This window comes from Adhaeribacter terrigena (assembly GCF_016623615.1).
GTDB classification, from domain to species: Bacteria; Bacteroidota; Bacteroidia; order Cytophagales; family Hymenobacteraceae; genus Adhaeribacter_A; species Adhaeribacter_A terrigena.
On sequence record NZ_JAEHFX010000005.1, the window covers coordinates 71,625 to 97,713 of the forward strand.

The window sequence follows — 26,089 nt, forward strand, 5'->3', positions numbered from 1 at the left end:
CAATGCAAAAAACTATTAAAAAATAATTATAATTGCAAATTAACAATATAACTGTTTCAAGGCAGATTTACAGGATTTTAAGCCTTTACGGCCTGATTAGTTTTTCAAAAGCTCTCTCGAAATTACTATTTTCTGGATCTCGGAAGTGCCTTCGTAAATTTGTGTTATTTTAGCATCGCGCATTAAACGCTCCACGTGGTATTCTTTCACAAAACCATAACCGCCGTGTACCTGCACCGCTTCTACGGTTGTATCCATGGCCGTTTTAGAAGCAAATAATTTTGCCATGGCGCCAGATTTGGCATAATCGCGGTGGTTATCTTTATCGGATGCAGCCTGCAAACAAAGCAAACGAGCCGCATCAATGTTGGTAGCCATATCCGCCAGTTTAAACTGAATTGCCTGGTGCTTGGAAATTTCTACGCCAAACGCTTTTCTTTCTTTCGAATATTTCAGGGCCAGCTCGTAAGCACCCGAAGCAATACCCAAAGCCTGGGCAGCAATACCAATCCGACCACCGGCTAAAACGGCCATCGCGAATTTAAAGCCAAAGCCATCTTCGCCAATGCGGTTTTCTTTCGGCACTTTCACGTCGGTAAACATCAATGAATGCGTGTCAGAACCCCGGATACCCAGTTTATTTTCTTTCGGACCAACCACAAAACCAGGCGAATCGCGCTCTACGATAAGGGCGTTAATGCCTTTGTGTTTCTTCTCCGGATTGGTTTGCGCAATAACTAAATAAACCGAAGCCGAATTACCGTTGGTGATCCAGTTTTTAGTGCCGTTCAGCAGATAATGGTCGCCTTTGTCTTCGGCAGTCGTGCGCTGGCTGGTAGCATCAGAACCGGCTTCCGGCTCCGATAAACAGAACGCGCCGATGATCTCGCCCGAAGCAAGTGGTTTCAGGTATTTCTGCTTTTGCTCTTCGGTGCCGTATTTTTCCAGGCCCCAGCAAACCAGCGAGTTGTTCACGCTCATTACCACCGAAGCCGAAGCATCTACTTTGGAAATTTCTTCCATGGCCAGCACGTACGAAACAGTATCCATGCCGCTGCCGCCGTATTTCGGATCTACCATCATGCCCAGGAAACCCAGCTCGCCTAATTTCTTGATCTGTTCGGCCGGAAATTTCTGGTGCTCGTCGCGCTCAATTACGCCGGGCAGCAGTTCGGTTTGGGCAAAATCGCGGGCCGCAGCCTGTACCGCCAATTGCTCTTCGGTTAAGTCAAAATTCATATTCAGATGCTTATAAAATTTTTCAGAATAAATTCGTGCTGCAAAAATAGAAATTTTCTTCAGAAGAAACCCGATTAAATGCATTTACCTTGTTGTGACTTTTTAAAGCCAAAAGCATAGCGTTTTTGCAGCATAAAAGTTATTGGTGAATGCCTTTAAATGCTGGTGCGAGCTTGCAGCTCGTTTCCTGATTTTGTTCAAAGAAACGAGCTGCAAGCTCGCACCAGCAATTATCTGAAATAATTTATGGCTGTGCCTACTTTTCAATTTGTTTGGAATAAAACATCTTGTTGCCGCCAAAACGCTATACTTTCCGGCACAAAAACTAAGGCACAAAAAAACCTCACAGGTTTTAAAGTCTGTGAGGCTTGAAGTCATAAAACGGTAGGCTTTCAGCCCGGAAAAGTATTACTCGCGGCGGCCGCCTAACAGCATAGAAGCATAATAAAGCAACGTTGCCAGGGAACCTAAAGCGGCTACTACGTAGGTTAAAGCGGCCCATTTTAAAGCATCTTTGGCCATCTCGTGTTCCTGGGTGTTTACAACGCCATTCTTATCGATCCAGGCCAAAGCACGACGACTGGCATCAAATTCTACCGGCAACGTAATAAAGCTGAACAAAGTAGTTAAGGCGAATAACGCCACCCCGATTGCCAACGGAATGGGTGTGGTTTGCAGCGCAAAGATCCCGATCAGGATGATCCATTGCATGTAACGGGAAGCTACGCTTAAAGCCGGCACCATGGCCGAACGGAATTTCAGCATGCCGTAAGCCGTTGCGTGCTGCACGGCGTGGCCGCATTCGTGGGCGGCAACGGCGGCGGCGGCCACACTCCGGGAAGCATAAACGCCTTCGCTTAAGTTTACGGTTTTATCGGCCGGATTGTAATGGTCGGTTAACTGGCCTTCGGTAGAAATTACGCGCACATCGGTAATGCCATAATCGGCAAGCATGTGTTCGGCTATTTCTTTGCCGCTCATGCCATTCTGCAGCCCAACTTCGGAGTATTTTGCAAATTTGGAACGTAAGCGCCATTGAACCAGGGCACTTGCACCAAAAATTACGATCATTAATATAATTGCCATCTTCTTTAATTGTTTATTGTTCTTTTGATCTTCGCAACAATGTTGCTGGTAGAATACCCTTTTACGAGTTCAACGGTTTTTACGTCGCCGCCCTTAGCCTTAACGATGTCATAGCCCACAATATTTTCCGGCGCGTAATCATCGCCTTTAACTAAAATATCGGGCTGCACCAGTTTAATCAGATTATAGGGCGTTTCTTCGTCAAAGAGCACTACGGCATCTACGAACAATAAGCTTGCCATGATGCGGGCACGTGCCATTTCGTCTTGCAGCGGCCGCTCTTCGCCTTTCAGACAACGAATGGACCTGTCAGTATTGAGGCCCAGAATCAGTTTATCGCCTAAAGCGCGGGCTTTTTCCAGGTAATCTACGTGGCCCAGATGCAGCAGATCGAAACAACCATTGGTAAAAACGAGTTTCTGATCTTCGGCGCGCCATTGCTGCAAAACCGGTTGCAGGGTTTCAAAAGTATAAATTTTATCTGCGGAAGCCATGAGCCATGTTGAGTTCGTTTTCATCAGAAAGTAAAATTTCCTGGGGTTGCCGGCGGCTTTTCAGCATGCTCATTACAAAACTGATTCCGCCCATAATTACCACCAACAAGGTTTGGGAGGTATGCACGATCAGCGCATAAGCCATGCCCGTTTCTTTGCCAATACCATAAAGCAACAGCGTAGATTGCACCATCAGGTGAAAGATCCCAATGCCGCCCTGCACCGGCGCTGCCATGCCCAACCCGCCGATCACAAAAATGGCCAGCGCCACGTTCATGCCTAAGCCATTGGTAGCATCTAAGGCAAAAAAAGCAATGTAGCCCATTATATAATAGGTGAACCATACAAAAAGCGTATGAAACACAAACTCGCCCTTATTTTTCAGCCTGGAAATGCTGAAAACCCCTTCCAGAATGCCGCGCACAAACGCTACCATTTTCATAAAAAAGGCGTTCTGACGCAGGCGGTTCAGATAAATAATGAGCAGGATCACGGCTACCAACGTAAGCAGCAGCATGATACCGATAATGCTGTAGATCAGGAAACTATTCTGCTCAAAAGAAGCGTATTTATCGTTGAAATAATTCAGGAAAAAATCGTGCAGCTTATCGAATTCCACGAAAAAGGTGAGCGTAACCAGACTCAAAAGCATCACCAGGTCAATTACGCGTTCGGTAATTACGGTACCTAAAGAAACCTTAACCGGAATTTCGTCGGTGCGCTTTAAAACGCTGCAACGCACCACTTCGCCGGCCCGCGGCAATACCAGGTTGGCCAGATAACCCACCATCATGGCATTATAGACCGACCAGAAACCAACTTTATACCCCGTAGGCTCGATCTGCATTTTCCAGCGGTATGCCCGGCTAAAATATCCCAACATTGCGATTGTTAACGAAAACCCGATCCAGAAATAATTGGCTTGCTTTAACTGCACTAATACCAACTGAAAATTAATGCCTTTAAGCGCGTACCACATCAGGAACATGGATAAGGCAAAGAGCAAAAAGTATTTTAAAATATTAAGCAGCTTCTTCATGCAAAAGGCATCGTAATAAAAAAACGGTAGGGTTTCAGGCCGAAAAACTAATGGCGCTTTCTGAGCATAAAACTTACAAAGATAAGAATTTAACAGAAACCCGGTTTAACTCAGATTTTGCCGGAAGATTACTTAGCACCGAGCCTACTGTTGCTTTACAAATTTTTGCCGCAGCACTTTCCCGTTATCCAAATTCAGCTGTAAAACATACAAACCCGCCGGCAAAGCCGCTATATCGATCGCATTATTTATTGGGACTTCCGGCAATGCAACTACTTTCCCGAAAACATTTAGGATCTGACAGGTTTTTATTTTTACTGTGGAAGACGCTTTTATAAAAAGCTGATATTGGGCCGGGTTTGGATAAATTGAGATCTTTTCTTTCTGTATCGGATGACCTTCTGAAACTCCGGTAATAGAACAACTTCCCTGAAAAGCTTTATTGACGTAAGACGTTTTGACGCCATCCTTATAAGAGCAAAGCAAATATTGATTCGTTAAACCACCCTTATACTGCTTCCAGATCACACCAAAGGTTCCCCCAATACCTTCTATCATTGTAAAAGACTCTGACGCAGGACCCTTAAATTCAATATGCTTTTGATTATTCTGGTAATAAACCCGCTTCACCACATTAAAGGAGTCCGGGTAGTTTAAAGTCATGCCATAACCTGCGCCTGATATATCAAATGTATCTCCTACACTTAATGAATAATCAAACACCTCTACTTCTATTGTGTCATAAGGCAATTGAGGAATATTAGGATACAATTTCTTATACCAAACTTTACCTGCAATTGTATCTTCCCTTAGAAACCTCCTCTATAGGAAAAATGACTTGAAATAATCTTTTTATAGAGCAAGCCATTTACAAGTGTATCTCTTTGCACATTTATAGTGCTTTTAGCTGTCCCAGATAAATTATTCCATTCGATCTCCCAGGAAGTAGTTTGCTTGCCAAAAATGGATTGATAATGCTGCGCCTGAACTGCGGAATGCAGCCATACCAAAACCAATAAAAGTAAAAACCGCTTCATAAATTTTGCTTTAAGATCAGTTTTGGCTTGCCCGAAAACTGTTTCTTACTTCACCACCAGCACCAGATTATCGATCAGCCGGATCTCTCCTAAAAAGGCTGCCAGGCACAACGCCACTTCATGTCCAGGTTTTAATTCGGTTAAAGGCTGCAGCGTATTGGCATCGGCAATTTCAAAGTATTCCAATTTTATTTCCGGGTAGTTTTTCAGGTAAGCCTCCGCGGCACTTTTGGCTTCCGAAAGACTACCGTTTTGCAGTTTTTCTTCAGCCAGGCATAGCGTTTTATAAAGCTCAGGCGCAATTTCGAGTTGCTCCGGCGTTAAGCGGCGGTTGCGGCTGCTCATGGCCAAGCCGCTTTTTTCGCGCACGATCGGGAAGCGCACCAGGTTCAGGTTAAAATCCAGGTCGGTAACCAATTGTTTGATTATTGCGTATTGCTGCAGGTCTTTCTGCCCGAAATATGCTTTGTGCGGCTGCACCACATGAAAAAGTTTGCTCACAATTAAAGCCACGCCGTTAAAATGACCCGGCCGGTGCGCACCTTCCATCACGGTTTCCAGCTCTCCGAAGTTAAAATTCACTTTGGCCGGCGCCGGGTACATTTCGGCGGCGGCCGGCAAAAACAAATACGTACAACGGGCATTTTCCAGCATCACGGCATCTTCCTGCTCAATTCTGGGGTAAAGCCGGAAATCTTCTGCGTTGTTGAATTGGGTAGGGTTCACGAAAATACTGCAAACCGTTACGTCGTTTTCTGCTACCGAGGCCCGGATCAGTTCCAGATGGCCTTCGTGCAGCGCGCCCATGGTAGGCACAAACCCGATCCTTTTACCCGCCAAACGCAACTTTTCCGCCTCAGCACGCATTTCATTAATGGTAGTAATTTGTTTCATTTAAGAGAAAACGGTACGCAAAACAACATAAAAAGTCATATTCACGCTGTTAAGAATACTAAAATTTGAAATTTAGAGATTTTTTTTGTAATTTTGCCTTACCAATACTATTGCCCAAAAGTAATTTAACCTTTCAAAGCCTATGTCGAAACTTAGAATCCTTTACGTCGCTACAGAAATCAACCCGTTCTTACAGACTACAAAAGTAGCAGACTTTCTGAGAATGTTGCCGCAGGCCATGCAGGAAAGAGGAATGGAGATCCGGATTTTTGTGCCGCGTTTCGGAGTGATCAACGAACGGAAGAACCGTTTGCACGAAGTTGTACGTCTTTCCGGCATTAACATTGCCGTAGGTGAAGAAGAAAAACCGCTCGTAATTAAAGTGGCTTCTATTCCGAATGCCAAATTACAGGTTTATTTTATTGACAACGACGATTATTTTCACCGCAAATCGGCGCTGGTAGATAAAGACAATAAATTCCACCCCGATAACGACGAACGCGCTATTTTCTTCTGCAAAGGCGTGCTTGAAACCGTTAAAAAACTGGGCTGGTCGCCGGATATTGTACACTGCTATGACTGGATGACAGGCCTGATCCCGATGTACTTAAAATCGACTTACAAAAAAGACCCGATCTTTAAAGACGCCAAATCGGTATTTACAGTTTGCAACAACGAATTTTCTCATAAATTTGAGGGCGATTTGCTGGGCAAAGTGAAAATGCTGGATATTGAAGACAGCATGCTGGGCAACCTGAAATCGGCAGACTGCGATGCTTTCGTAAAAGTTGGTATGGAATATGCGGACACGGTTTTAAAATCGGACGAAGATTTCAGCGACAACCTGAACGCCCTTTTCACTGAATTCCAGCTAACCAATAAGATCAACGATATCGGGCAGAACGAAAGCCAGCTCGATTCTTACTATAACCTGTATAATGAGCTTGCGAACTAAATCCCTGTATTTAAGCTTTTTTTTTCTACTTACTTTAGTTTCCTGCGAAAAACCCTCTGATATTGGCTTAGGCCTGCAAGGCGAAAACAATCTGCTCGGCACCACCTTCGAAAAAATGAATGTGGCGGCCGGCACGGTTGTGCAACCCGATTCTATCGTAGCTTTCAAAAACAACCCGATTCTGATCGGTAAAGCCACCGACGGCGAGTTTGGAACCATTTCCGCAGCGCATTATACCGAAGTAGATCTGAACGGTACCGGCGTTTCCTTCGATATCGCACCCAATACGGAGGCCGATTCCATGGTCCTGGTACTGGCTTACACCGGTTACTACTACGGCGATACTACTGTGGCCATGCAGGTAAACGTATTAAAGCTGGATGAGAATTTCAAAGACGCCCAGACCTATTTTACCACCAGCACCATTCCGGGCAACACAGTTTTAGGCACAACTACTTTCAAGCCGCGCTACCACCGTACCAAAAATAATAAAGGTACGCCTGGAAGCCGTCTGCTACGCATTAAATTAGACCGGAATTTTGCTTCCCAGGTATTAACCAAATCCGGCCAGAACGATTTAAGCACGCAGGAAGAATTCCGGAAATTCTGGCCCGGCATTGCCATTATTCCTGCTCCAAATTCCGCCGCCGGCAGCCTGGTAGGCTTCTTTACTAAGCCAGACACGGCCGGCACCCCAGTACTGCGGGTAGCAGGCATTAATCTTTATTACAAAGACAAAAACGGCGCCCCGAAATTTCACAACTTTTCTTTAAGCGGCAAATACTATTTCAATACCTTAAAAGCTGAAGGCCCGGGCAAACTACCTGCTTTAGCCAAAGGTCAGGAACTAAAAAGCACCGACAGCAACAACGAAGTTTACATTCAGGAGTATACAGGCGTAAAAACCCTGATTACTTTCCCCGAAATTGAAACTTTTAAAAATGGCAAAGGCAATATTTACATAAACTATGCAGAGTTGGTAATTCCGGTTAAAGCCGGAACGATAAACCCATCCGGTAAAGTTGCCAAAGCTCCTGAAAGCATCATTCTTTACGAAAGCACCAAAAACAAACGTGTAGCAAAAACCACCGCCGGCGTTTCTTACACCGTGCAGCGCGGCGATGCTTCCGCTTTTGGTATTTCGCGCCCGGTTCGCGCGCTTTACGCAGCCGACAGCAACTTTTACAAAGCAGATATTACTTCTTACGCGCAAGCCCTTTTCGACGGCAAAAAAGCAAATAACGGCATTATTGTTTCCCCAATTGCCGAAGATGCCTTTACTGCCACCGCTTCAGGTTTGACGTTCCCGGGAACTATTACGGCCAACCGTGCGATTATAGATGCCGGGCCCGGTAAAATAAAACTCCGGATCTATTACTCACAGTTAAATTAACCTCTAACGTATTTCATAATCAATACCGAAAAACGGTATCGTTTAAACACGAAAAACTATGTGCGGAATTGTAGCATATATCGGTCACCGCGAAGCGTGCCCGATCATTTTAAAAGGACTTAAAAGATTAGAGTACCGCGGCTACGACAGCGCCGGTATTGCTTTGCTGAACGGCGACCTGAAAGTTTATAAAAAGAAGGGCAAAGTAAGCGACCTCGAAAATTTTATCGGCGATCAGGCAACGCACGCGCACGTAGGCATGGGCCATACGCGTTGGGCAACCCACGGCGAACCGAACGATTCGAACGCGCACCCGCACTACTCCACGTCCAAGCGCATTGCCATTATTCACAACGGCATTATTGAGAATTACGCTGCCCTTAAAACCGTTTTACAGGGCCGGGGCTACGAATTCCTGAGCGATACCGATTCGGAAGTTTTTATCAACCTGATCGAGGATATTCATAAGAACAACAACTGCTCTTTAGAAGAAGCCGTGCGTTTAGCGTTGCACGAAGTAGTAGGTGCTTATGCAATTGTAGTGCTTTCGGAAGATGACCCGGGGCAATTGATCGCAGCGCGTAAAGGCAGCCCGCTGGTAATTGGCGTTGGCGAAAATGAATTCTTCCTGGCTTCCGATGCTACCCCGATCATTGAATATACGAACGAGGTAATTTACGTGAACGACTACGAGATCGCGGTTATTAAAGACGGCAAGCTTGATATTCAGACCAAAGAAGCCGTTCGTACCACGCCTTACATTCAGAAACTGGAGCTGAAACTCGATGCCATCGAAAAAGGCGGTTACGAGCACTTCATGCTGAAAGAAATTTTTGAACAGCCCCGCTCCATTATGGATAGCATGCGTGGCCGTTTAATTGCTGATCAGAACCATTTGATGATGGGCGGTATCCGCGAGTATGCCAACAAGTTTGTTGCCGCCGACCGTATCCTGATCGTGGCTTGCGGCACTTCGTGGCACGCAGGCCTGGTGGCAGAATATTTGTTCGAAGAATTTGCGCGCATTCCGGTAGAAGTAGAATATGCTTCGGAATTCCGTTATCGTAACCCGGTAATCCGCGAATCTGACATCGTAATTGCGATTTCCCAGTCCGGCGAAACCGCTGATACGCTGGCCGCCATTGAACTGGCAAAATCGAAAGGCGCTACTATTTTTGGCGTTTGCAACGTGGTAGGTTCATCTATCGCGCGTGCTTCCGATGCGGGTGCTTACACGCACGCCGGTCCGGAAATTGGCGTGGCTTCTACCAAAGCGTTCACGGCCCAGGTAACTGTTTTAACGCTGATGGCCCTGATGGTAGCGGAAAAACGCGGCACCATGGAAAACAGCCGTCTGCGCCAACTGATGGTTGAAATGGAAAACATTCCGGCCAAAGTAGAGCAGGCACTGAAACTGGATGCAAAAATTCAGCACATTGCCGACGTATTCAAAGACGTTCCGAACTTCCTGTATTTAGGCCGTGGTTATAATTTCCCGGTTGCTCTGGAAGGCGCGCTCAAACTGAAAGAGATCTCTTACATTCACGCGGAAGGTTACCCGGCAGCAGAAATGAAGCACGGCCCGATCGCGCTAATCGATGAGAACATGCCGGTGGTGGTTATTGCTACCAAAGACAGCTCTTACGAAAAGATCGTTTCGAACATCCAGGAAGTAAAAGCCCGTAAAGGACGCATCATTGCCATTGTAACCGAAGGCGATGATGTAATTCCGGATATGGCAGAATTCGTGATCGAAGTTCCGGCTGCTGACGAAGCCCTGGTTCCGTTGATCTCGGTTATTCCGTTGCAGTTACTTTCTTACCACATTGCCGTAATGCGCGGTTGCAACGTAGATCAGCCCCGTAACCTGGCAAAATCGGTAACGGTAGAATAAAAAAACGGTATCGTTTGAAGCATAAAAAGTAAAGGCCTCCGAAGCAGTTCGGAGGCCTTTCTTGTTTTATTGGGTTTCAGCTTTGTAACGCTACGGTTTTAGGCTTAAAAGTCAATAGTAAGCAGCGCTACTATTCAATGAGATTCCCTCCTGTCGTCGGGATGACCGAGAAATAAACGCTATGCTTTTCAGCTTAAAAACTACGCGAAACTTTCGTTCTTCAAATACATGGTTTTAAGCAGCGGGCAGATCTTGTAGCGTTCGTCTTTGGTGTCTTTGTAGATGGCTTGCAGGGTTTCGTACACGTTTTTCGTACCGATCTTGGCAGCCCACTCGAAAGGACCGTGCGGATAATTCGTGCCGAGTTTCATGCCCAGATCGATGTCGCGAACGGTGGCGGTGCCTTCCTGCAATGTGTAGCAGGCTTCGTTGATGATCATGCAGACAATGCGCGGCGTAACCAAACCAACCCGGTCTTCTACCACTAAATATTCGGTGCCGAGGGCTTTACAAACTTCTTCGAGTTTGGTTACCGCGTGGGCGTGCAGCAGCGAAACCTCCAGGTACTGGCGGTTGATCATGGTAGGCAAACCGTTGAAACCAACCAGCGTGCAGGCGACTTTTTCGGCGTTTAAAGCGAGTTCGGCAAGTTGTTTTTTAACGGCGTGGCAGAAAACGGTTAGGCGGCTTTTATTGGCGTAATGCGCTAAACGCAGCGGTTCATCCTGCAGCAGGAAATCGAAAACGACTTCGGTTTGCGGCAAATGCTTTTCCAGTTCGTCGTAGCTTTGAATAAAAACGTATTGATTTTCCGACGTGAATTTTTGTTTGAATTCGGCGACAATTTCCGGCGTGCTTAAAACGAGTACCTGCATATTTCTGCTTATATTTGGCCGTAAAGATAGGTTTTAAAAGAGGAAATTTGAAAATGAGGGAATTTGAAAATTATCCGGCTACAAATGCTGTCTTTTTGAATGCTGCTGTTAAACTTTTTTAAACATACTTTTCTATGGCAAACAACATTGTAAATTCGCCGAATGCGCCGGCTCCAATCGGACCTTATAGCCACGCCGTAATGGCCGGCAACACGCTTTATATTTCCGGACAAATTGCTTTGGACGCCGAAACCGGCAACCTGATAAACGAAAGCATTGAAGCCGAAACGCACCAGGTGATGAAAAACATGCAGGCCATTTTAGCCACCGCCGAAATGGGTTTCGCCGACGTGGCCAAATGCACCATTTTCGTGAAAGACATGAACAACTTTGCCCGCATCAACGAGATTTACGGCAGCTATTTCACTTTCAACCCGCCCGCCCGCGAAACCGTGGAAGTAAGCCGTTTGCCCAAAGATGTGAACGTGGAAATTTCGGCCATTGCCGTGAGGTAACCGGATAAAGGTATTAAGTAGAAAGAGGAAGGACTTTTTCAAACCACCCAGGTCTTGGAGACCTGGGTGGTTTTTTTATTGACTTTTCAGGCTGAAAATGGTAGCGTTTTCACTCAAAAAAGTGCTTTGAAAATCAGCACTAAAGAACTACAAAATAAAAAACTGATTGCCATGGGCTTTAGCCCGTGGTTAAATTACGCTGCAAAACTTAATCGGCGTTATGGTGGCGGTAATCTTCGTCACCCTGCTCGTATTTGCCTTTCTCTTTATTAACCGCGGTACGGCCAACTTCCACTTCGGTGCGGCGCACGTGCACGGCAAAGCGCCGCGGGTAAATATTAGAGCCGTATTTCCGGGAATAAACCAAGGTAAATACCGCCCCGAAAAAAAGGATCTGCGATGAATAAAAGACCCATACCAGCAAAATAGCAATAATACCGGCGGCGCCATAAATAGAAGCAATATTGCTGTTGGTTACGTAAGCAGCAATGATCATTTTGCCAATGGTAAACAACGCGGCCGTAACCCCGGCCCCTACTCTTACATCGCGCCAATGGATGCGGGCATCGGGCAGGAATTTGTAGATCGCACCAAATAAAAAGGCAATTACCATGGTAGAAACTACCAGGTTTATAGTACTGGCCATAAAAATATCAGGCGTGGAGCCATCTATAAAGATCTGGTTGCCGAGCCACGACAAAGCTCCCTGCACAAACACGGTAGCCAATACCAGCGGCGCCATGCCCAGGATCATAGCAAAAGAAGTCAGGCGGTCGAGCAGGAGTTTCAGGTATTCGTTTTTAGGTTTGGGTTTTACGCCCCAGATAAAATTCAGCGAATCCTGTAAGGAAATAAAAACCCCGGTGGCCGCGATCAGCAAAGCACCCAGACCAATGAGGGTGGCCAGCGTTAAGCCATCGTTCTGACTGAGGTTTTCTACCATTTTCTGCACTTCCAAGGCCCCGTCGGCTCCGATATAATCGCGCATGAAAACGTAAATTTCCCCTTCTACGGCTTTCTTTCCATAAAACAGGCCGGCCGAGTTCAGGATAATAATGATCATGGGTGGTAAGGCAAAAACGGCATAATACGCCAGCGCCGCACCCATCTGGAACGGGTTCACATCCATAAATTCCAGCCACGTTTCCCGGAAGAGGCACCAGATATCTTTCAGAATCTTTCGGATCATTAATTTTAAAAAAAGAACCCTGTTTCGGGTTTGAAGATTGAAAAGCCTGCCGTTTCGGGCAGCATTTGGTAGAACGGCAGCTCCGGGCAAAAGTTAGCTTCCGGCAGCGTTAGTTTTTTCGCGTAAAACCCTGGCGTCTGGGGCAAATGCTGCAATTAAACGTGCCATTGGCCGCATATTTTTGTAACTTGCGGCGTTTTTCAAATCCGTTTTTCTAAGAGCACATTTCATGGAAAGAGAAGTTAGAGTTCGCTTTGCTCCCAGCCCGACCGGGCCTTTACATATTGGCGGCGTTCGCACCGCTTTATATAATTATTTATTCGCAAGAAAAATGGGCGGCAAAATGTTGCTGCGCATTGAAGATACCGACCAGAACCGCTTTATTCCCGGCGCTGAAAACTACATTTTTGAAGCCCTGGAATGGTGCGGCATCAAGCTGGACGAAAGCCCGATCATAGGTGGTCCGCACGCGCCTTACCGCCAATCGGAGCGCAAACCCATGTACATGGATTACGCCCTGAAACTGGTAAACGAAGGCAACGCGTATTACGCTTTCGATACAGCCGAAGAGCTGGATGCCATGCGCGAGCGCCTGAAAGCTGCCAAAGTTGCCACGCCGCAATACAACAGCATCACCCGCAACACCATGAAAAACTCGCTTACGCTTCCGGAAGACGAAGTAAAGCGCCGTCTGGAAAGTGGTGAACCCTACGTGATCCGTTTGAAAGTGCCGCGTAAGGAAGAAATTCGCCTGAAAGACATGATCCGAGGCTGGGTGATGGTGCATTCTTCTGCCATCGATGATAAGGTTTTGATGAAATCGGATGGCATGCCGACATACCATTTAGCCAACATCGTGGATGACCATTTAATGGAGATCACGCACGTAATTCGCGGGGAAGAATGGCTGCCAAGCGCGCCGCTGCACGTTTTATTGTACCGCTATTTAGGCTGGGAAAGCACCATGCCGGAATTCGCGCATTTGCCTTTATTACTGAAACCTGACGGCAACGGTAAACTGAGCAAACGCGACGGCGATAAATTAGGCTTCCCGGTTTTCCCGCTGAACTGGGTAGATCCGTTTACGGGCGAAAAATCAAGTGGCTACCGCGAAAACGGTTATCTGCCCGAAGCTTTCGTGAACTTCCTGGCTTTCTTAGGCTGGAACCCGGGCACGCAGCAGGAAATTTTCTCTATGGACGAACTCATCGACGCTTTCAGCATTGAGCGCATTGGTAAATCCGGCACCCGTTTCGACCAGAACAAAGTGAAGTGGTTCAACGAGCAATACCTGCGCGCCAAACCCGACGAAGAACTGGCTGTTTACTTATTAGATGCTTTAAAAGAGCATAATATTGCATGTTCGCCGGAAAAAGCTGCGAAAATTGCTTCGGTAATGAAAGAGCGCGTAACCTTCCCGCAGGATTTCTGGCGCGAAGCCCAATACCTGTTCATTGCCCCGGAAACCTACAACGAGCAGGTAGCCGCCAAAAAATGGAACGCGCAAGCCGTAAACATCTTCGAACAATTCAAAAATGAGCTGCCAACCATCGAAGTTTTCATTGCTCCCGAAGTTAAAAACCTGCTCACCAGCATTCTGGAGCGCAACGGCGTGAAATTAGGCGCCGTAATGCAGGCGCTTCGGTTAGCGATAACCGGCGTAGAAGCAGGCCCCGACCTAATGGACATCATCGAGATCATTGGCAAGGAAGAAACCGTAAAACGCTTGGGAACCGCCATTGAGAAGTTGCAGCCTTATGCTTTGAAAACGGCTTAATCTGCAGGCAGAATTCACCCCACCCAACCCTCCCCTAATTCAGGGGAGGGTTTTTTTTTGATCAGGATTTTCGGGATGATTGTCTGAACACGATTTTAAGAGATTGAAATGATAAATATGATTTTTGTCTGAATTGGGATTTATCAGATTAGGGGATTAAAGGATTATTTGTCATAGTCTGAATTTACTGAATTCAAGAATTATCAGAATCAACAAATAGAATTTACCGGTAGGGTTACCTCTTGTGGGTGACCTTTCACTTGTTCCTTTCACGCCTATCGCCAGCGCAGCGTACCTTGAAAATCACGTTCTGAAGAAAGCTAAACTAAAAAGAAGCCAGCTACGAAGGAAACTGACATCAGTTTCTGTGCGAGCGGCCTCCAAGACTTCCGGTGGCGAGGAACGAGGCAGCCCGCTAGGGCAGGAAGGGTTGCAGCCGCGAACGCAGAAACGAAGCCTCCCGGCTTGAGGGTGAAAGTAAACTATGAAATTAAAAAGTTAGAAGTTGAAAGCCGGAGTAACCTATGAAAACGATATGCTTTTTTGCTTAATAAGTAATGATTACTACCAAACCGATGAGATCTCTCCTGACGTCGAGAAGACCGGAATAAAACGCTATCCTTTTCAGCATAAAAACTACTATTCACTAATCAAACCCTTCCCTAAAACCTAAAATAAACCTTAAAACAAACTTTTCCCTCCCAAAATCACTTTTAATAACATTAATCCGAAAAAATTGTAATTTTACATTCCAAAAAAGTTTTTATGTCCGCCAGCATTGCCACGTTAAGCCCGGAAGAAGTTTGTAGCCAGCTCGCCGCCGGCAACCAGGCCGCCTTGCAGACACTCATAAAAACCTATTACGCCGACCTTTACAAATTCACCTGGAAATTCGTGCGCAGCCAGGAAATTGCCGAAGAACTCACGCAGGACATTTTCATTTACCTCTGGGAAAACCGCGAATCGCTTAATATCAATTCGGCGGTGAAGCCTTATTTGTACACCATGGCGCGGAACCGGGCGTTCAATTACCTCAAAAGCCGCGTCGCGCGCATGAGCGTGGTTTCGGATGAAGTGCCGGAAACGTATGCGGCCAATGCGCAAACGCCGGAAGAAGAAATGAACCAGCAGGAACTGGAAAAACTGGTGGCGGAAGGCATTGAACAATTGCCCGAAAAATGCCGCATCGTTTTCACGCTGAGCCGCCACGAAGGCATGTCGTACCAGCAAATTGCCGACGAATTACAAATTTCAGTAAAGACCGTGGAAGCGCATATGGGCACTGCCCTGAAAAAACTGCGTACTTTTTTAAGAAGCTGCTGGAGCGAAGCGCTGGTTTTACTAATTTTAATCCTGAGTCGCTAACCAAAACGCTATGCTTTCAGGCCAAAAAACTGTACAAAATAAAAAAAGCACTAAGGGTAGCGCCGCTGTGAATTGTCTTACCAAAAACGGGAATAAATTTTAGAACCATGCTGCCACCAACCGTTGACTGGGAAGTACTTACCCGCTATTTAGCCGGAGAAACCACCGAAGAAGAAAACCGCGAGGTGGAACTTTGGGAGGCTTCGAACGCAGCAAACCGTCGGCAACTGAGCCAGTTACGCAAGATCTGGCAGGCTTCCGGTTCGCAAACCGAAGCTCCGGAAACGAACGTGGACCTGGCTTTGCAGGAAATTACCCGCAAACTCAACTTCGCCCCCACCGAATATACTTTACCGAAACTTGAAGCAAAATCCGATTACAGCTGGGTATGGAAAGTTGCGGCCGTTTTAGTGCTTTCGCTAGGCGTTGTTTTTGCAATTTTCCGGAATAAAACCGGCGTGCAGGATCTGGGCGTGGCCTACGTGAAATACGAAACCGAACCCGGCCGGCAAACCAAAATTACTTTACCTGATAATTCTATAGTATGGCTGAATGGTGGAAGCTCGCTGCGCTACCCAAAAACTTTTGCCGCCAATTCCCGCGAAGTACAATTAACCGGCGAAGCCTTTTTCGATGTAGCCAAAGACGCAAGCAAGCCTTTTAGAATTACCGCAGCCGAAACCGTAACCGAAGTAAAAGGCACCAGTTTTAACGTGGAAGCCTATACCGAACAGCAAGACGTAATTGTTTCGGTGGTAACCGGCAAAGTGGAATTGCGGGAGGAAGATAAACCCGAAAACCGCGTATTGCTCACGCCAGACCAGACCGGAAAATTCAACGCCGAAACGCACCAGGTTATTTCCGAGCCCACTTCCGATCTGAATTTTATGGCCTGGCAAACCCGCGTTTTACGCTTCCAGAACACCGATCTGAAAACGGTAGCCCGCGATCTGGAAAAAGTATACGGCAAAAAGATCCGCTTCCGCAACCAAAAGTTAGAGAATTGTCACTTTACCGGCACCTTTGAAAAACAAACGCTGGAAGAAATCCAGGAAGTGCTGCGCTTAACGCTGAATCTGACTTTTACCGAAGAAAACGGCACCGTTTGGATAGCTGGCGAAGGCTGCTAAAACCTGCTGGTTTTCAAGCGGTGTGGTCATCCCGACGTCAGGAGAGAGCTCATCCGGCTACTAGTACCTTTTACTCTGGCTTTTCTGCCATCCTGTTGAGATCCCTCCTATCGTCGGGATGACGCAAAAAGAATGAAGTCTGGTTCTTTAGATTTAAAGGAGGACTTATCGCAATTCAGTAAAACGTGCTGACAAGTAACTGATTTTCATTATTTTTGCGCATTATTAAAGGCGTAACCAACGGTTTTTTGTGCGGCATTCTTTTCTCTGTTTCTTACTTTTTCTCGCCTTTTCGCTACCGTTTTCCGGCCGTGCGCAAATTGCTGCATCGCTTGGCGAGCAAACCGTAAAAATTCCGGCTAAAACTGCTACCGTAGAAGCAATTCTAAAGGAACTCGAAGCCCAAACCAACATTCCGTTTTCGTATAGCAACGAGGCGCTGCCGTTGCAAAAAAAAATCACGCTCACCGGCCGCGAACAGACTTTAGACGCCGTTTTGCATACCGTTTTCAAAGGCACTTCCATTGCCTGGCTTTATCGTTCGGACCAAATTCTGCTTTTCGATAAAAAATCTTCTGCCCAAAACGCTACCAAAACCGCGACAAAAACTAATAAATACACCATCAGCGGTTACGTGCGCGAAGCCGGCAGCAGCGAACCTTTGATCGGCGTAACGGTTTATGCGCCGCAATTCAAAGCCGGGATCAGCAGCAACAATTACGGATTCTACTCTCTTACGCTGCCCGCAGATTCGGTTTTGCTGCAATTTTCTTACGTGGGTTACAAACCGCAATTCCTGAAAATAAACCTGGACCAGGACCAGGCATTGAACGCATTTTTGCAGCCCGAAGCGGCTTTGCAGGAAGTGGAAATTGTGGCCGAAAAAGAAGTACGCAGCACGCAAACCACGCAAACCAGCCAGGTAAATATTCCGGTGGAAATGGTGAAGGATATGCCGGCGCTTTTCGGGGAAAAAGACGTGATAAAAACGGTGCAGATGATGCCCGGCGTACAGAAAGGCGGCGAAGCCAGCACCGGCCTTTACGTGCGCGGCGGCGGCCCCGACCAGAACCTGATTGTGCTCGACGACGCCACGGTTTACAATGCGAACCACGTGCTGGGTTATTTATCTTTGTTCAACGGCGACGCGCTGAAAAGCATTGATCTGACGAAAGGTGGTTTTCCGGCCCGGTATGGCGGACGGCTTTCTTCCGTGCTGGAAATGAACATGAAAGAAGGCAACCGCGAGGAATTTGCCGGCGAAGCGGGGATCGGGCTTTTTTCTTCCCGCCTGGTGGTGGAAGGTCCGCTGAAAAAAAATAAAGCCTCGTTTTTACTTTCGGCGCGCCGCACTTACTGGGATCTGCTCCTGAACTCTTTTTTGCGGGAAGGCACCGGCCTGGGCTACTTTTTTTACGATGCGAACGCCAAACTGAATTACGACCTCGGGCCGAAAGACAAACTTTACCTGAGCGGCTATTTCGGGCGCGATAAATTTTACGTGAAACTAAACGAGGCCGAAAACCGGGACCAGTTCAACACTGCCTGGGGCAACGCCACGGCCACTTTGCGCTGGAACCACCTGTTCTCCGACCGGCTTTTTGCCAATACTTCCTTTATTTTCAGCCAGTACCGCTTTGCCATCGATTACGATTTTAAAATCCCCGACCACCAGACGACATTTTTGTATTACTCCGGCATCCGCGACCTGAGCTTAAAATCCGACTTTGATTATTACCTTTCCACGGCGCACTTCCTGAAGTTCGGGTTTATGAGCACCAACCATTATTTCACGCCCAATTCCGTCCGGGCTTTCGATTCGAGTACCGAAGTGAATTTTGAAAAGCACGAAACCGTTTCGAACCTGGAAAGCGCCGTTTATATAGAAGACCATTTTACCGTTACGCCGAAAATTCTGCTGAATGCGGGTTTACGTTTGAGCCACTTTTTTTCGGAAGACAAGCATTATTTCAACCCGGAACCGCGTTTCAGCGCCGCCTACCGCTTCTCGCCAAATGCCACGTTAAAAACGTCGTACGCGGCCATGCACCAGTACGTGCATTTGCTCAGCAGCATTGGCACCGGCCAGTCTATTGACCTGTGGCTTCCGGCTACGAATAAAGTGAAACCGCAGCAGGCGCACCAGCTCGCTTTAGGCGTAGCCCATGATCTTTTTAAGCGCAAGGTTTTGCTGGAAGTAGAAGCGTATTACAAAAAAATGGACCGCATTATTACCTACCGCGAAGGCGCTAATTTTTTAACCCTGAACGACCCTTTGGCCAAAAATGGCATGGACTGGGAAAGCAACGTGGTTTCGGGGCAAGGCTGGAGCTATGGGCTGGAATTTTTGCTGCAGAAAAAAACCAGTCGCTTTACCGGCTGGCTCGGTTACACGCTTTCGCACACGCAGCACCAGTTCGATTCTATAAACGATGGCCGGAAATTCGATGCCCGCTACGACCGGCGCCACGATGTATCGGTAATTATGGCTTACGATGCTTCAGAAAAGATCAAGCTTTCGGCCAGCTGGGTGTACGGTACCGGAAACGCCATTACGCTGCCACTGGCCGAATATTCCGTGCCGTATCATAATCCCGATTCCGAAGCCATTACCCCGGAAGAATTATTGGGCGGCAACGCGGTGATCGGCGAATATGGCGCGCGCAATAATTACCGCATGCCCGATTATCACCGGCTGGATGTAGGCATTCAGTTCCGGAAAAAATTAAAGTGGGCAGACCGCACCTGGGACCTGAGCATTTACAACCTGTATAACCGCCGGAATCCGTTTTTCTACACGTTAAAAACGAACAACGGGAAACGGGAATTGCGGCAGACGGTCATCTTCGGGTTCATTCCTTCGTTCAGTTACAACCTTAAATTTTAGAAGAAATGGCCGGTTTCACAAACTTTTCTTCGCGACTTTTCAGGCTGAAAACCATAGCATTCTGGCTGGCAGTTTTCCTGTTTTCAGCTTGCGAAAGCGTGGTAGAAATTCCGCCTTTGCCCGAAATTCCGCCTAAACTGGTAGTGGTATCGTTTATTTCGCCGGAAGCCGACGAAGTGCAGGTAGCCGTGAGCCGCACGGTAGCGTTGCTGAGCCCTGAAAATAACGGCAAACCGGTTTACGTACCCAATGCGCAGGTTACTTTTTCCGACGGAATTGATACCGTTTTACTAACGTACGACGCTGCAAAGCAACTTTACACCACAAAATTATTACCCGTTCAGCCCGGAAAAACTTACTGGCTGCACGCACAAAGCCCCGATGGTTTACAAGCCGAAGCCCGTTGCACGGTTCCGCAGAAGATCAATACTTCGCTCACCGCGCGCCTCGATTCTTCGGAACGCAACCTGGAAGCAGGCGGTAAAAATTACAAACTCGAAATGCGCTGGCAAGACCTTCCCGGCCCAGGCGATAATTACGCGATAGACGGCAAGCTGCATTTCCTGGCCAACCCCGGCACCACCGATACCACGTTTGAAAACCTGGAATTTGATAGCGGACCTCTTTTTGAAGACAGCGATGAAGATACCCGGCTTTGGGTAGAACGGAGCCTGAATATTACCGGTTTCGCCGGCATGAAAAACGCCAATAAACTGGTTCGGCTCAATGCTTTTCTGCTCACCACCGATGCCGCTTACCTGAAATACCACCGCTCGTTGCAGCAATACCAGGTCAACAACAGCTTCACCAGTCCGGGCAAACTTTATACGAATGTAAAAGGTGGTTTCGGGGTGTTTGCGGCATACCGGCTTTACAAAGTGCAGGTTCCGTATTAGTAGTTTTGGGGCGGGAAAGGATAGCGTTTCTGGATGTGGAGAAATTATTTCCACATGAAGCAGCGAAACAGCTGTTTCCCTTGTCCGGTAATTAATATCAATTGTTATCTTTCTGCCGCAATAAATTCTCTATGGAAAAACGCTATACTTTTCTGCCTGAAAACTGGTTTAGGCCTGGTTTACTTGTTGCTTTTGCTACTATCCTAACTTTAAATACTTCAGCCCAAACCGCTCCTAATATTCAATGGGATAAAACCTCGGGTGGAAATAATATAGATCATTTAAGATCCATGCAACAGACTACAGATGGAGGCTTTATTCTGGGCGGAATTTCTAATTCAGGTATAAGCGGAAATAAGAGTCAAACATCTAAAGGGGGGTGGGATTATTGGATTGTAAAAACAGATGGAAATGGAAATAAAATATGGGATAGAACTTTTGGCGGAAATGAAGAAGAAGACTTATATGCTGTGAAGCAGACTTTTGATGGTGGGTTTATTTTAGGAGGAAATTCTGCTTCAGGTATAAGTGGAGATAAAACGCAAGCGTCAAAAGGAATGCACGATTGTTGGCTAATAAAGTTGGATTCAAACGGTAATATTGTTTGGAACAAATCCTTTGGTGGCACTGGAGTAGATAGGCTTTACTCAATACAACAAACCTTTGATGGTGGGTTTATCTTAGGCGGGAGCTCCACATCTGGCGCAAATGGGGATAAATCTCAATCTAATAAAGGAGCATATGATTATTGGGCAATAAAGGTCAATATAAACGGGAATAAACAATGGGATAGAACATTTGGTGGTACTGAATACGAATATCTTCGTTCAATAATTCAAACTTCTGATGGAGGATATCTACTTGGTGGTGAATCTGACTCTGGCCTTAATAATGATAAAAGCCAAGCCTCAAGAGGAGGATTTGATATGTGGGTTATTAAATTAGACCCAATCGGTAATAAGATATGGGACAAAACAATTGGCGGCAGCAGTAATGATTACCTTCGTAGCCTCATCCAAACCAAAGAAGGAGGATTTATGCTTTCAGGATTTTCTGATTCGCCAATTTCAAGTGAAAAAAGCCAATCATCCAATGGAGGGAATGATTACTGGATCTTAAAGCTTGACCCCAATGGCAATATAACTTGGGATAAAACTTTTGGAGGTAATAATGAAGATATACTATTTAGTATTGAACAATCCTCTGATGAAGGCTTTATTTTGGCTGGACATTCTAACTCCAATATTAGTATTGATAAAAGCCAAGTTACCCAAGGTGCTTATGACTTTTGGGTAATAAGATTAAATAAAACTGGAAATAAGGTTTGGGATAAAACAATTGGTGGCAGTAATAACGATTTATGCTTCTCAATGCAAAGAACCTCAGATAATGGTTATATATTAGGTGGATATTCTGATTCAAACATTAGCGGTGATAAAAGTCAACAAAGTCAAGGTTTTCAAGACTACTGGATCGTGAAACTAGCTGCTGACGTAACTGGTATAAAAGAAGCCGAAGCTAACTTTGCCCTTTCCATTTCCCCCAACCCAAACCAAGGCAAATTTACGTTACAACTCAGCAACCTTACCGCAACAAAAGCCGAAATAACCGTTTCCGATCTGCTGGGCCGTGTGGTTTTAAAGCAGCCATTAAGCGTTAGCAACAAGCAAATTTCCGAAGAACTCACTTTACCGTATGCGAAAGGGATGTATCTGCTGCAGGTTAATGTTGGTGAACAGTTGCTTACCCGCAAAATTTTGGTAGAGTAAAAAGCAGCATTTCAGTTTCGTAAAATGCTATCCTTTCGGGCCTAAAAAGTAAAAGCAGCTTAATCTTACCGTTCGCTGATCTTGAAAACCTGCGCCGTGGGGTTATGCGCACTGAAAAAGCCGTAGCCGTTCTGAATGTTGGTTGGCAGGTTGATCGGTTCGCCGGTGAGCTGGTTCATGAGGCTGCCCGATTTCTGATAGAGCTGCAAATAGTTGTAATACGGCTCGCTGATGTTCGACAAAGAAACCAGCAGCGTATCGGACGTTTCCAAGGTTAGTCTTTCTTTACCTTCGTATTTGCCGTTCGTAAAAGCCCCGTGGTTTACCAGAATAATCTGCTCCTGCACGGCATTAAAAGAACCGATCTTATTTTTGGGCAGTAGGTTTTTCCGGTTCGCTCCTACCAGGCTTATCAGAAAGAAATTGCGCTCCGGACCGGGATCGGCAAGGGTAAAATGCAGCGTTACGGTGGTGTCTTTTTCTGTGCGTTTTACTTCGGGTTCCAGCTTTTCAAAATTAACCGGCGCCAGCATTTCGGTAGCTGCCGTACATTCCAGCCCGGAAACAGAATCGCGTACGGTTAAAGTATAGCGCTGCTGAAAATGCTGCGGAATATTGCGGCTCACATAAAATCCGTTGCGCACGTGTTTCAGCGTTTCGGTTTGTCCGTTGAAGTTAATTTGCACCAGCGCGTGTTCTACTGCCAAGGTTTTCAGAAAGGTGGTATCGGCGTTCATTTCCTTGCCATCGCCCGCCAGCGAACTGAAGCTTTTGGAAACCTGCACCACCATGTATTTAGCCGGAAAAACCTGCGTGGCAATTACCAGTTTCGGTTCGTGCGCGGGCAAGTCAATTTCGATCGGATCGGGCTCACAACTGAACAAGCCCAGGCCTAAAAGCAACCAGATTAATCCGAAGCCGAGTTTTTTGGTTAAAAAGGATACCGTTTTCATTTTATTATGATTGAGTTTTTGAATGATTGCATGAGGGAATGATTTTTCTGCGCAGGCGTAAGTCCTCCCCCTACCCCCTCCAAAGGGGGACTTTTATCAGATAAAGTATTTTATGATTTTACTCGTGCAGATTGTCCCCCTTTGGAGGGGGTAGGGGGAGGATTTTTATATAATCCGGAAAATCAGAACTTAAAATTATAAGCTATTGAAGGAATGAAACCGAACAAACCGACCTGCGAATATTTGTAGCCACCTTTGCCGTTTGGTTCTACTTTCACCCGGTAAGGCTGGGTCTGGTTGTAAACGTTGTAAGCCCCGAAGCACCATTCGCTTTGCCATCTTTTGTGCGGCTTGTTTTTCAAAACCAGGTTCAGATCCAGGCGGTGCGAGGGCGAGAATTTCAGGGCGTTGCGGTCAGTATAAACAGGTAAAACATCTACGCCGGAATAGGAAGGTTTCGGGGTGAAATACTGACCAAGACGGCCGGTTAAGCGCTGACCGGTGCCGTAAACCCAGACCGCCGAAATGCTTAAACGTTTTGAAATTTCGTAGTTCGTTACAATGGAAATATCGTGGCGGCGGTCGTATTTGGCGTAGAAGGTTTTGCCGTTGTTCAGCCCGTCGAATTGCCGCGTGGCCCAGCTCAGCGAATACCCGATCCAACCGTTGAAACGGCCTTCGGTTTTGTGCAGGAAAAGCTCGGCGCCGTAAGCTTCGCCGTTGCCGCGCAGGAGTTCGCGTTCGTAATTATCGTTCAGCATGAGTTGTGCGCCTTCCTTGTATTCCATTAAACGATATAGTTTTTTGTAGTAGATCTCGGCGCTCAGAAGGGTGTTCCGTTTCGGGAAATGGTGGTTGTAGCCTAAAGCAATTTGGTCGGCGTATTGCGGTTTTACCTGTTTGGTTACCGGGTACCAAAGATCGGTGGGCAGCATGAGCGAGGAATTGGAAACCAGGTGCAGGTACTGGAACATGCGCGAATAACCGGCTTTTAAAGAACTGTTTTCGGTAAGTTGAAGTACGGCGGAAGCGCGGGGTTCAAGACCAGCATAGGTTTTTCCGGAAGTAAATAAACCAGAAGCGCGCAGGCCGTAGCTCAGGGTTAAACGCGAGGTAGCTTTGAACTCGTTTTGCGCATAAGCGGCCATTTCCTGCGGATTCAGTTTACGGCCTTCCTGCGATTTTACGTAGTCCGAAATTTCGCCCTGCGTAGCCACAATGTTGGGCCGGAAACGGTGGTTCGTAACCGACAAACCGTAGCGCAACTGGTTCCGGGAATTGTGGGCATAATCGTAGTCGAGCTTCAGGCCCAGGTCTTCGATATAAGAACCGATGAAAAGCGAATTCTGGTCGAAACGACCGTTTACCTGATAGCGGAAACGCGTGTGCAAAAGTGTGAGGCTGGAGAATAATTTATCGGAATACCGGTGCTGCCAGCGGAGCGTGTTGGTAAAATTGCCGAGCGTAAACCCGAAATCCATGCCCAGATCTTCGTCGTTGCCACCCGCTTTTGGTTCGCTTAACACGTCGTTGCCGTAATAGCTGCTGAAGGAAATTTTATCTTTGTCCGAGAGTTTGTAATGCAGCTTTAGGTTGGTGTCGTAGAAATAATACGGGATCTTCAGGCCGGCCACGCCCAGCACTTTGTCTAAATAAGAACGGCGTGCCGAAATCAGGAACGTGAATTTATCTTTCTGAATCGGGCCCTGCACGGTTACGCGCGAGGAAAGCAAACCAATCCCACCTTCCGCTTTTATTTTTTCCGCATCGCCGTTCTGGGTTTTAATATCCATTACCGAAGAAATGCGCCCGCCATATTGCGCCGGGAAACTGCCTTTTATGAGCGACACATCCTGCAGGGCATCGTTGTTGAAAACCGAGAAAAATCCGAACAAATGGCCCACGTTGTAAACCGGCGCATCGTCTAAAAGAATTAAGTTCTGATCTACGCCACCACCACGCACGTACATGCCGGTCTGGCCTTCGCCGCCGCGTTTTACGCCGGGCATGAGTTGCGCCACTTTTATAATATCCACTTCGCCGCCAATGCTGGGTAAATGTTTGATCTGCTGCGGCGAAATCTTCAGCGTGCTCATTTGCGGCGTAAAAACCTGGTCGCGGAGCTCGTTCTTCTTCGCCGAAATTTCCACTTCCTGCAGCGTATTCGCATCCTGTTGCAGCGCGATGTTCAGTTCAGTATTGCCGATCAGGTTTACTTCTTTTTCCACTTTTGCAAAACCGATGAGCGAAAAAACGACTTTCGCTTTTTCGCCGGAAATTTTCAGTTCGTATTTTCCTTCAGCATTGGTAACGATGCCGGTTTGGTGTTCGGGCAAGTAAACCGAAACGCCGGGCAGGATTTCCTGCGTAGCGGCATCGCGGATGGTGCCCCGCAGCACAGAAGTTTTTTGGGCTAAAACACTACCGTTTACCAGAAATAAAAGGCAAAGCAATACCAGGCTGTTTTTCACGACAGTTTAAAAATTAGGTTAAAAAATACGTTTAGCGGGAGCCGGAAAAGCGAAATTCAGAAGTTAGCGGCAAGCTGCTTTCCGGCGGTTTCAAAACTATAGACAAGATGCAAAAGCCTGCCCCTTAGTTGCATGGTGAAAAAAATTATGGAAGTTGGATTTAGAATGAGAAGAGTTAAAAAAATGCTGTAAGGGAAGCAACGGATTTGTTTTTCACTTCGTCCTCATACT

Annotated in this window: 21 protein-coding genes; 10 read left to right on the top strand and 11 right to left on the bottom strand. The window is 46.7% G+C overall.

The window, feature by feature from the left end; all coding sequences use genetic code 11:
- Positions 1–96: 96 nt before the first annotated feature.
- The 7 genes from I5M27_RS10880 to panC all read right to left on the bottom strand — a co-directional run bounded on the left by I5M27_RS10880 (position 97) and on the right by panC (position 5,789).
- Entirely contained in the window at positions 97–1,239 is a 1,143-nt protein-coding gene (locus I5M27_RS10880) for an acyl-CoA dehydrogenase (RefSeq protein WP_200506247.1), read from the bottom strand.
- A 408-nt stretch (positions 1,240–1,647) separates the two neighbouring features.
- Positions 1,648–2,325: a zinc metallopeptidase gene (locus I5M27_RS10885; protein ID WP_234462494.1), complete on the bottom strand. Its 678-nt coding sequence runs from the start codon at positions 2,323–2,325 to the stop codon at positions 1,648–1,650.
- A gap of 5 nt (positions 2,326–2,330) precedes the next feature.
- On the bottom strand, positions 2,331–2,843 hold the full coding sequence (rfaE2, locus tag I5M27_RS10890; RefSeq protein WP_394369084.1) for a D-glycero-beta-D-manno-heptose 1-phosphate adenylyltransferase: 513 nt from the start codon (positions 2,841–2,843) through the stop codon (positions 2,331–2,333).
- Positions 2,803–3,858, bottom strand: a complete 1,056-nt coding sequence (locus I5M27_RS10895; protein WP_200506248.1) for a lysylphosphatidylglycerol synthase transmembrane domain-containing protein — start codon at positions 3,856–3,858, stop codon at positions 2,803–2,805. The genes rfaE2 and I5M27_RS10895 overlap by 41 nt, the downstream gene beginning before the upstream one ends.
- Positions 3,859–4,002: 144 nt before the next feature.
- Positions 4,003–4,629 carry a T9SS type A sorting domain-containing protein gene (locus I5M27_RS10900; protein WP_200506249.1) on the bottom strand — a complete coding sequence of 209 codons (627 nt, stop codon included), beginning with the start codon at positions 4,627–4,629 and terminating at the stop codon, positions 4,003–4,005.
- 38 nt (positions 4,630–4,667) lie between these two features.
- Positions 4,668–4,895, bottom strand: a complete 228-nt coding sequence (locus I5M27_RS10905) for a hypothetical protein (protein ID WP_200506250.1) — start codon at positions 4,893–4,895, stop codon at positions 4,668–4,670.
- A 45-nt stretch (positions 4,896–4,940) separates the two neighbouring features.
- On the bottom strand, positions 4,941–5,789 hold the full coding sequence (gene panC, locus I5M27_RS10910) for a pantoate--beta-alanine ligase (RefSeq protein ID WP_200506251.1): 849 nt from the start codon (positions 5,787–5,789) through the stop codon (positions 4,941–4,943).
- A 142-nt stretch (positions 5,790–5,931) separates the two neighbouring features.
- Here panC and I5M27_RS10915 point away from each other — a divergent pair, with 142 nt between their 5' ends.
- Genes I5M27_RS10915 through glmS form a run of 3 tightly spaced genes read left to right on the top strand, consistent with a single transcriptional unit; the run spans position 5,932 to position 10,031 of the window.
- Positions 5,932–6,744, top strand: coding sequence for a glycogen/starch synthase (locus I5M27_RS10915; RefSeq protein ID WP_200506252.1), 813 nt, complete (start codon positions 5,932–5,934; stop codon positions 6,742–6,744).
- On the top strand, positions 6,728–8,137 hold the full coding sequence (locus I5M27_RS10920; RefSeq protein ID WP_200506253.1) for a DUF4270 family protein: 1,410 nt from the start codon (positions 6,728–6,730) through the stop codon (positions 8,135–8,137). Before I5M27_RS10915 ends, I5M27_RS10920 begins: the two co-directional genes overlap by 17 nt.
- Before the next feature lie 58 nt (positions 8,138–8,195).
- Positions 8,196–10,031, top strand: coding sequence for a glutamine--fructose-6-phosphate transaminase (isomerizing) (gene glmS / locus I5M27_RS10925; RefSeq protein WP_200506254.1), 1,836 nt, complete (start codon positions 8,196–8,198; stop codon positions 10,029–10,031).
- Positions 10,032–10,231: 200 nt separating this feature from the next.
- Here the strand turns inward: glmS and I5M27_RS10930 are convergent, their stop codons facing one another.
- Positions 10,232–10,906 (bottom strand): 3-hydroxyacyl-CoA dehydrogenase family protein, encoded by a 675-nt coding sequence (locus I5M27_RS10930; protein WP_200506255.1) that lies wholly within the window; start codon positions 10,904–10,906, stop codon positions 10,232–10,234.
- 134 nt (positions 10,907–11,040) lie between these two features.
- Here I5M27_RS10930 and I5M27_RS10935 point away from each other — a divergent pair, with 134 nt between their 5' ends.
- Complete coding sequence (locus I5M27_RS10935; protein ID WP_200506256.1) at positions 11,041–11,421, top strand: RidA family protein; 381 nt, start codon at positions 11,041–11,043, stop codon at positions 11,419–11,421.
- A 208-nt stretch (positions 11,422–11,629) separates the two neighbouring features.
- Here the strand turns inward: I5M27_RS10935 and I5M27_RS10940 are convergent, their stop codons facing one another.
- Positions 11,630–12,610: a YihY/virulence factor BrkB family protein gene (locus tag I5M27_RS10940; RefSeq protein WP_200506257.1), complete on the bottom strand. Its 981-nt coding sequence runs from the start codon at positions 12,608–12,610 to the stop codon at positions 11,630–11,632.
- Between the two features lie 229 nt (positions 12,611–12,839).
- On the opposite strand from I5M27_RS10940, the gene gltX reads away from it, so the two are divergent.
- The 6 genes from gltX (at position 12,840) to I5M27_RS10970 (ending at position 22,434) form a co-directional block, all read left to right on the top strand.
- Entirely contained in the window at positions 12,840–14,387 is a 1,548-nt protein-coding gene (gene gltX, locus I5M27_RS10945) for a glutamate--tRNA ligase (RefSeq protein ID WP_200506258.1), read from the top strand.
- A gap of 765 nt (positions 14,388–15,152) precedes the next feature.
- Positions 15,153–15,752, top strand: a complete 600-nt coding sequence (locus I5M27_RS10950; protein WP_200506259.1) for an RNA polymerase sigma-70 factor — start codon at positions 15,153–15,155, stop codon at positions 15,750–15,752.
- 107 nt (positions 15,753–15,859) lie between these two features.
- Positions 15,860–16,882, top strand: a complete 1,023-nt coding sequence (locus tag I5M27_RS10955) for a FecR domain-containing protein (protein ID WP_200506260.1) — start codon at positions 15,860–15,862, stop codon at positions 16,880–16,882.
- Positions 16,883–17,132: 250 nt separating this feature from the next.
- On the top strand, positions 17,133–19,769 hold the full coding sequence (locus I5M27_RS10960) for a TonB-dependent receptor (protein ID WP_317193585.1): 2,637 nt from the start codon (positions 17,133–17,135) through the stop codon (positions 19,767–19,769).
- Between the two features lie 5 nt (positions 19,770–19,774).
- A complete protein-coding gene (locus I5M27_RS10965) occupies positions 19,775–20,665 on the top strand; it encodes a DUF4249 domain-containing protein (protein WP_200506261.1) in 891 nt (296 codons plus the stop codon).
- A 131-nt stretch (positions 20,666–20,796) separates the two neighbouring features.
- Complete coding sequence (locus I5M27_RS10970; RefSeq protein ID WP_200506262.1) at positions 20,797–22,434, top strand: T9SS type A sorting domain-containing protein; 1,638 nt, start codon at positions 20,797–20,799, stop codon at positions 22,432–22,434.
- A 65-nt stretch (positions 22,435–22,499) separates the two neighbouring features.
- Here the strand turns inward: I5M27_RS10970 and I5M27_RS10975 are convergent, their stop codons facing one another.
- Positions 22,500–23,387, bottom strand: coding sequence for a DUF4249 domain-containing protein (locus I5M27_RS10975; RefSeq protein WP_200506263.1), 888 nt, complete (start codon positions 23,385–23,387; stop codon positions 22,500–22,502).
- A gap of 182 nt (positions 23,388–23,569) precedes the next feature.
- Positions 23,570–25,858 carry a TonB-dependent receptor gene (locus I5M27_RS10980; protein ID WP_200506264.1) on the bottom strand — a complete coding sequence of 763 codons (2,289 nt, stop codon included), beginning with the start codon at positions 25,856–25,858 and terminating at the stop codon, positions 23,570–23,572.
- Positions 25,859–26,089: the final 231 nt, after the last annotated feature.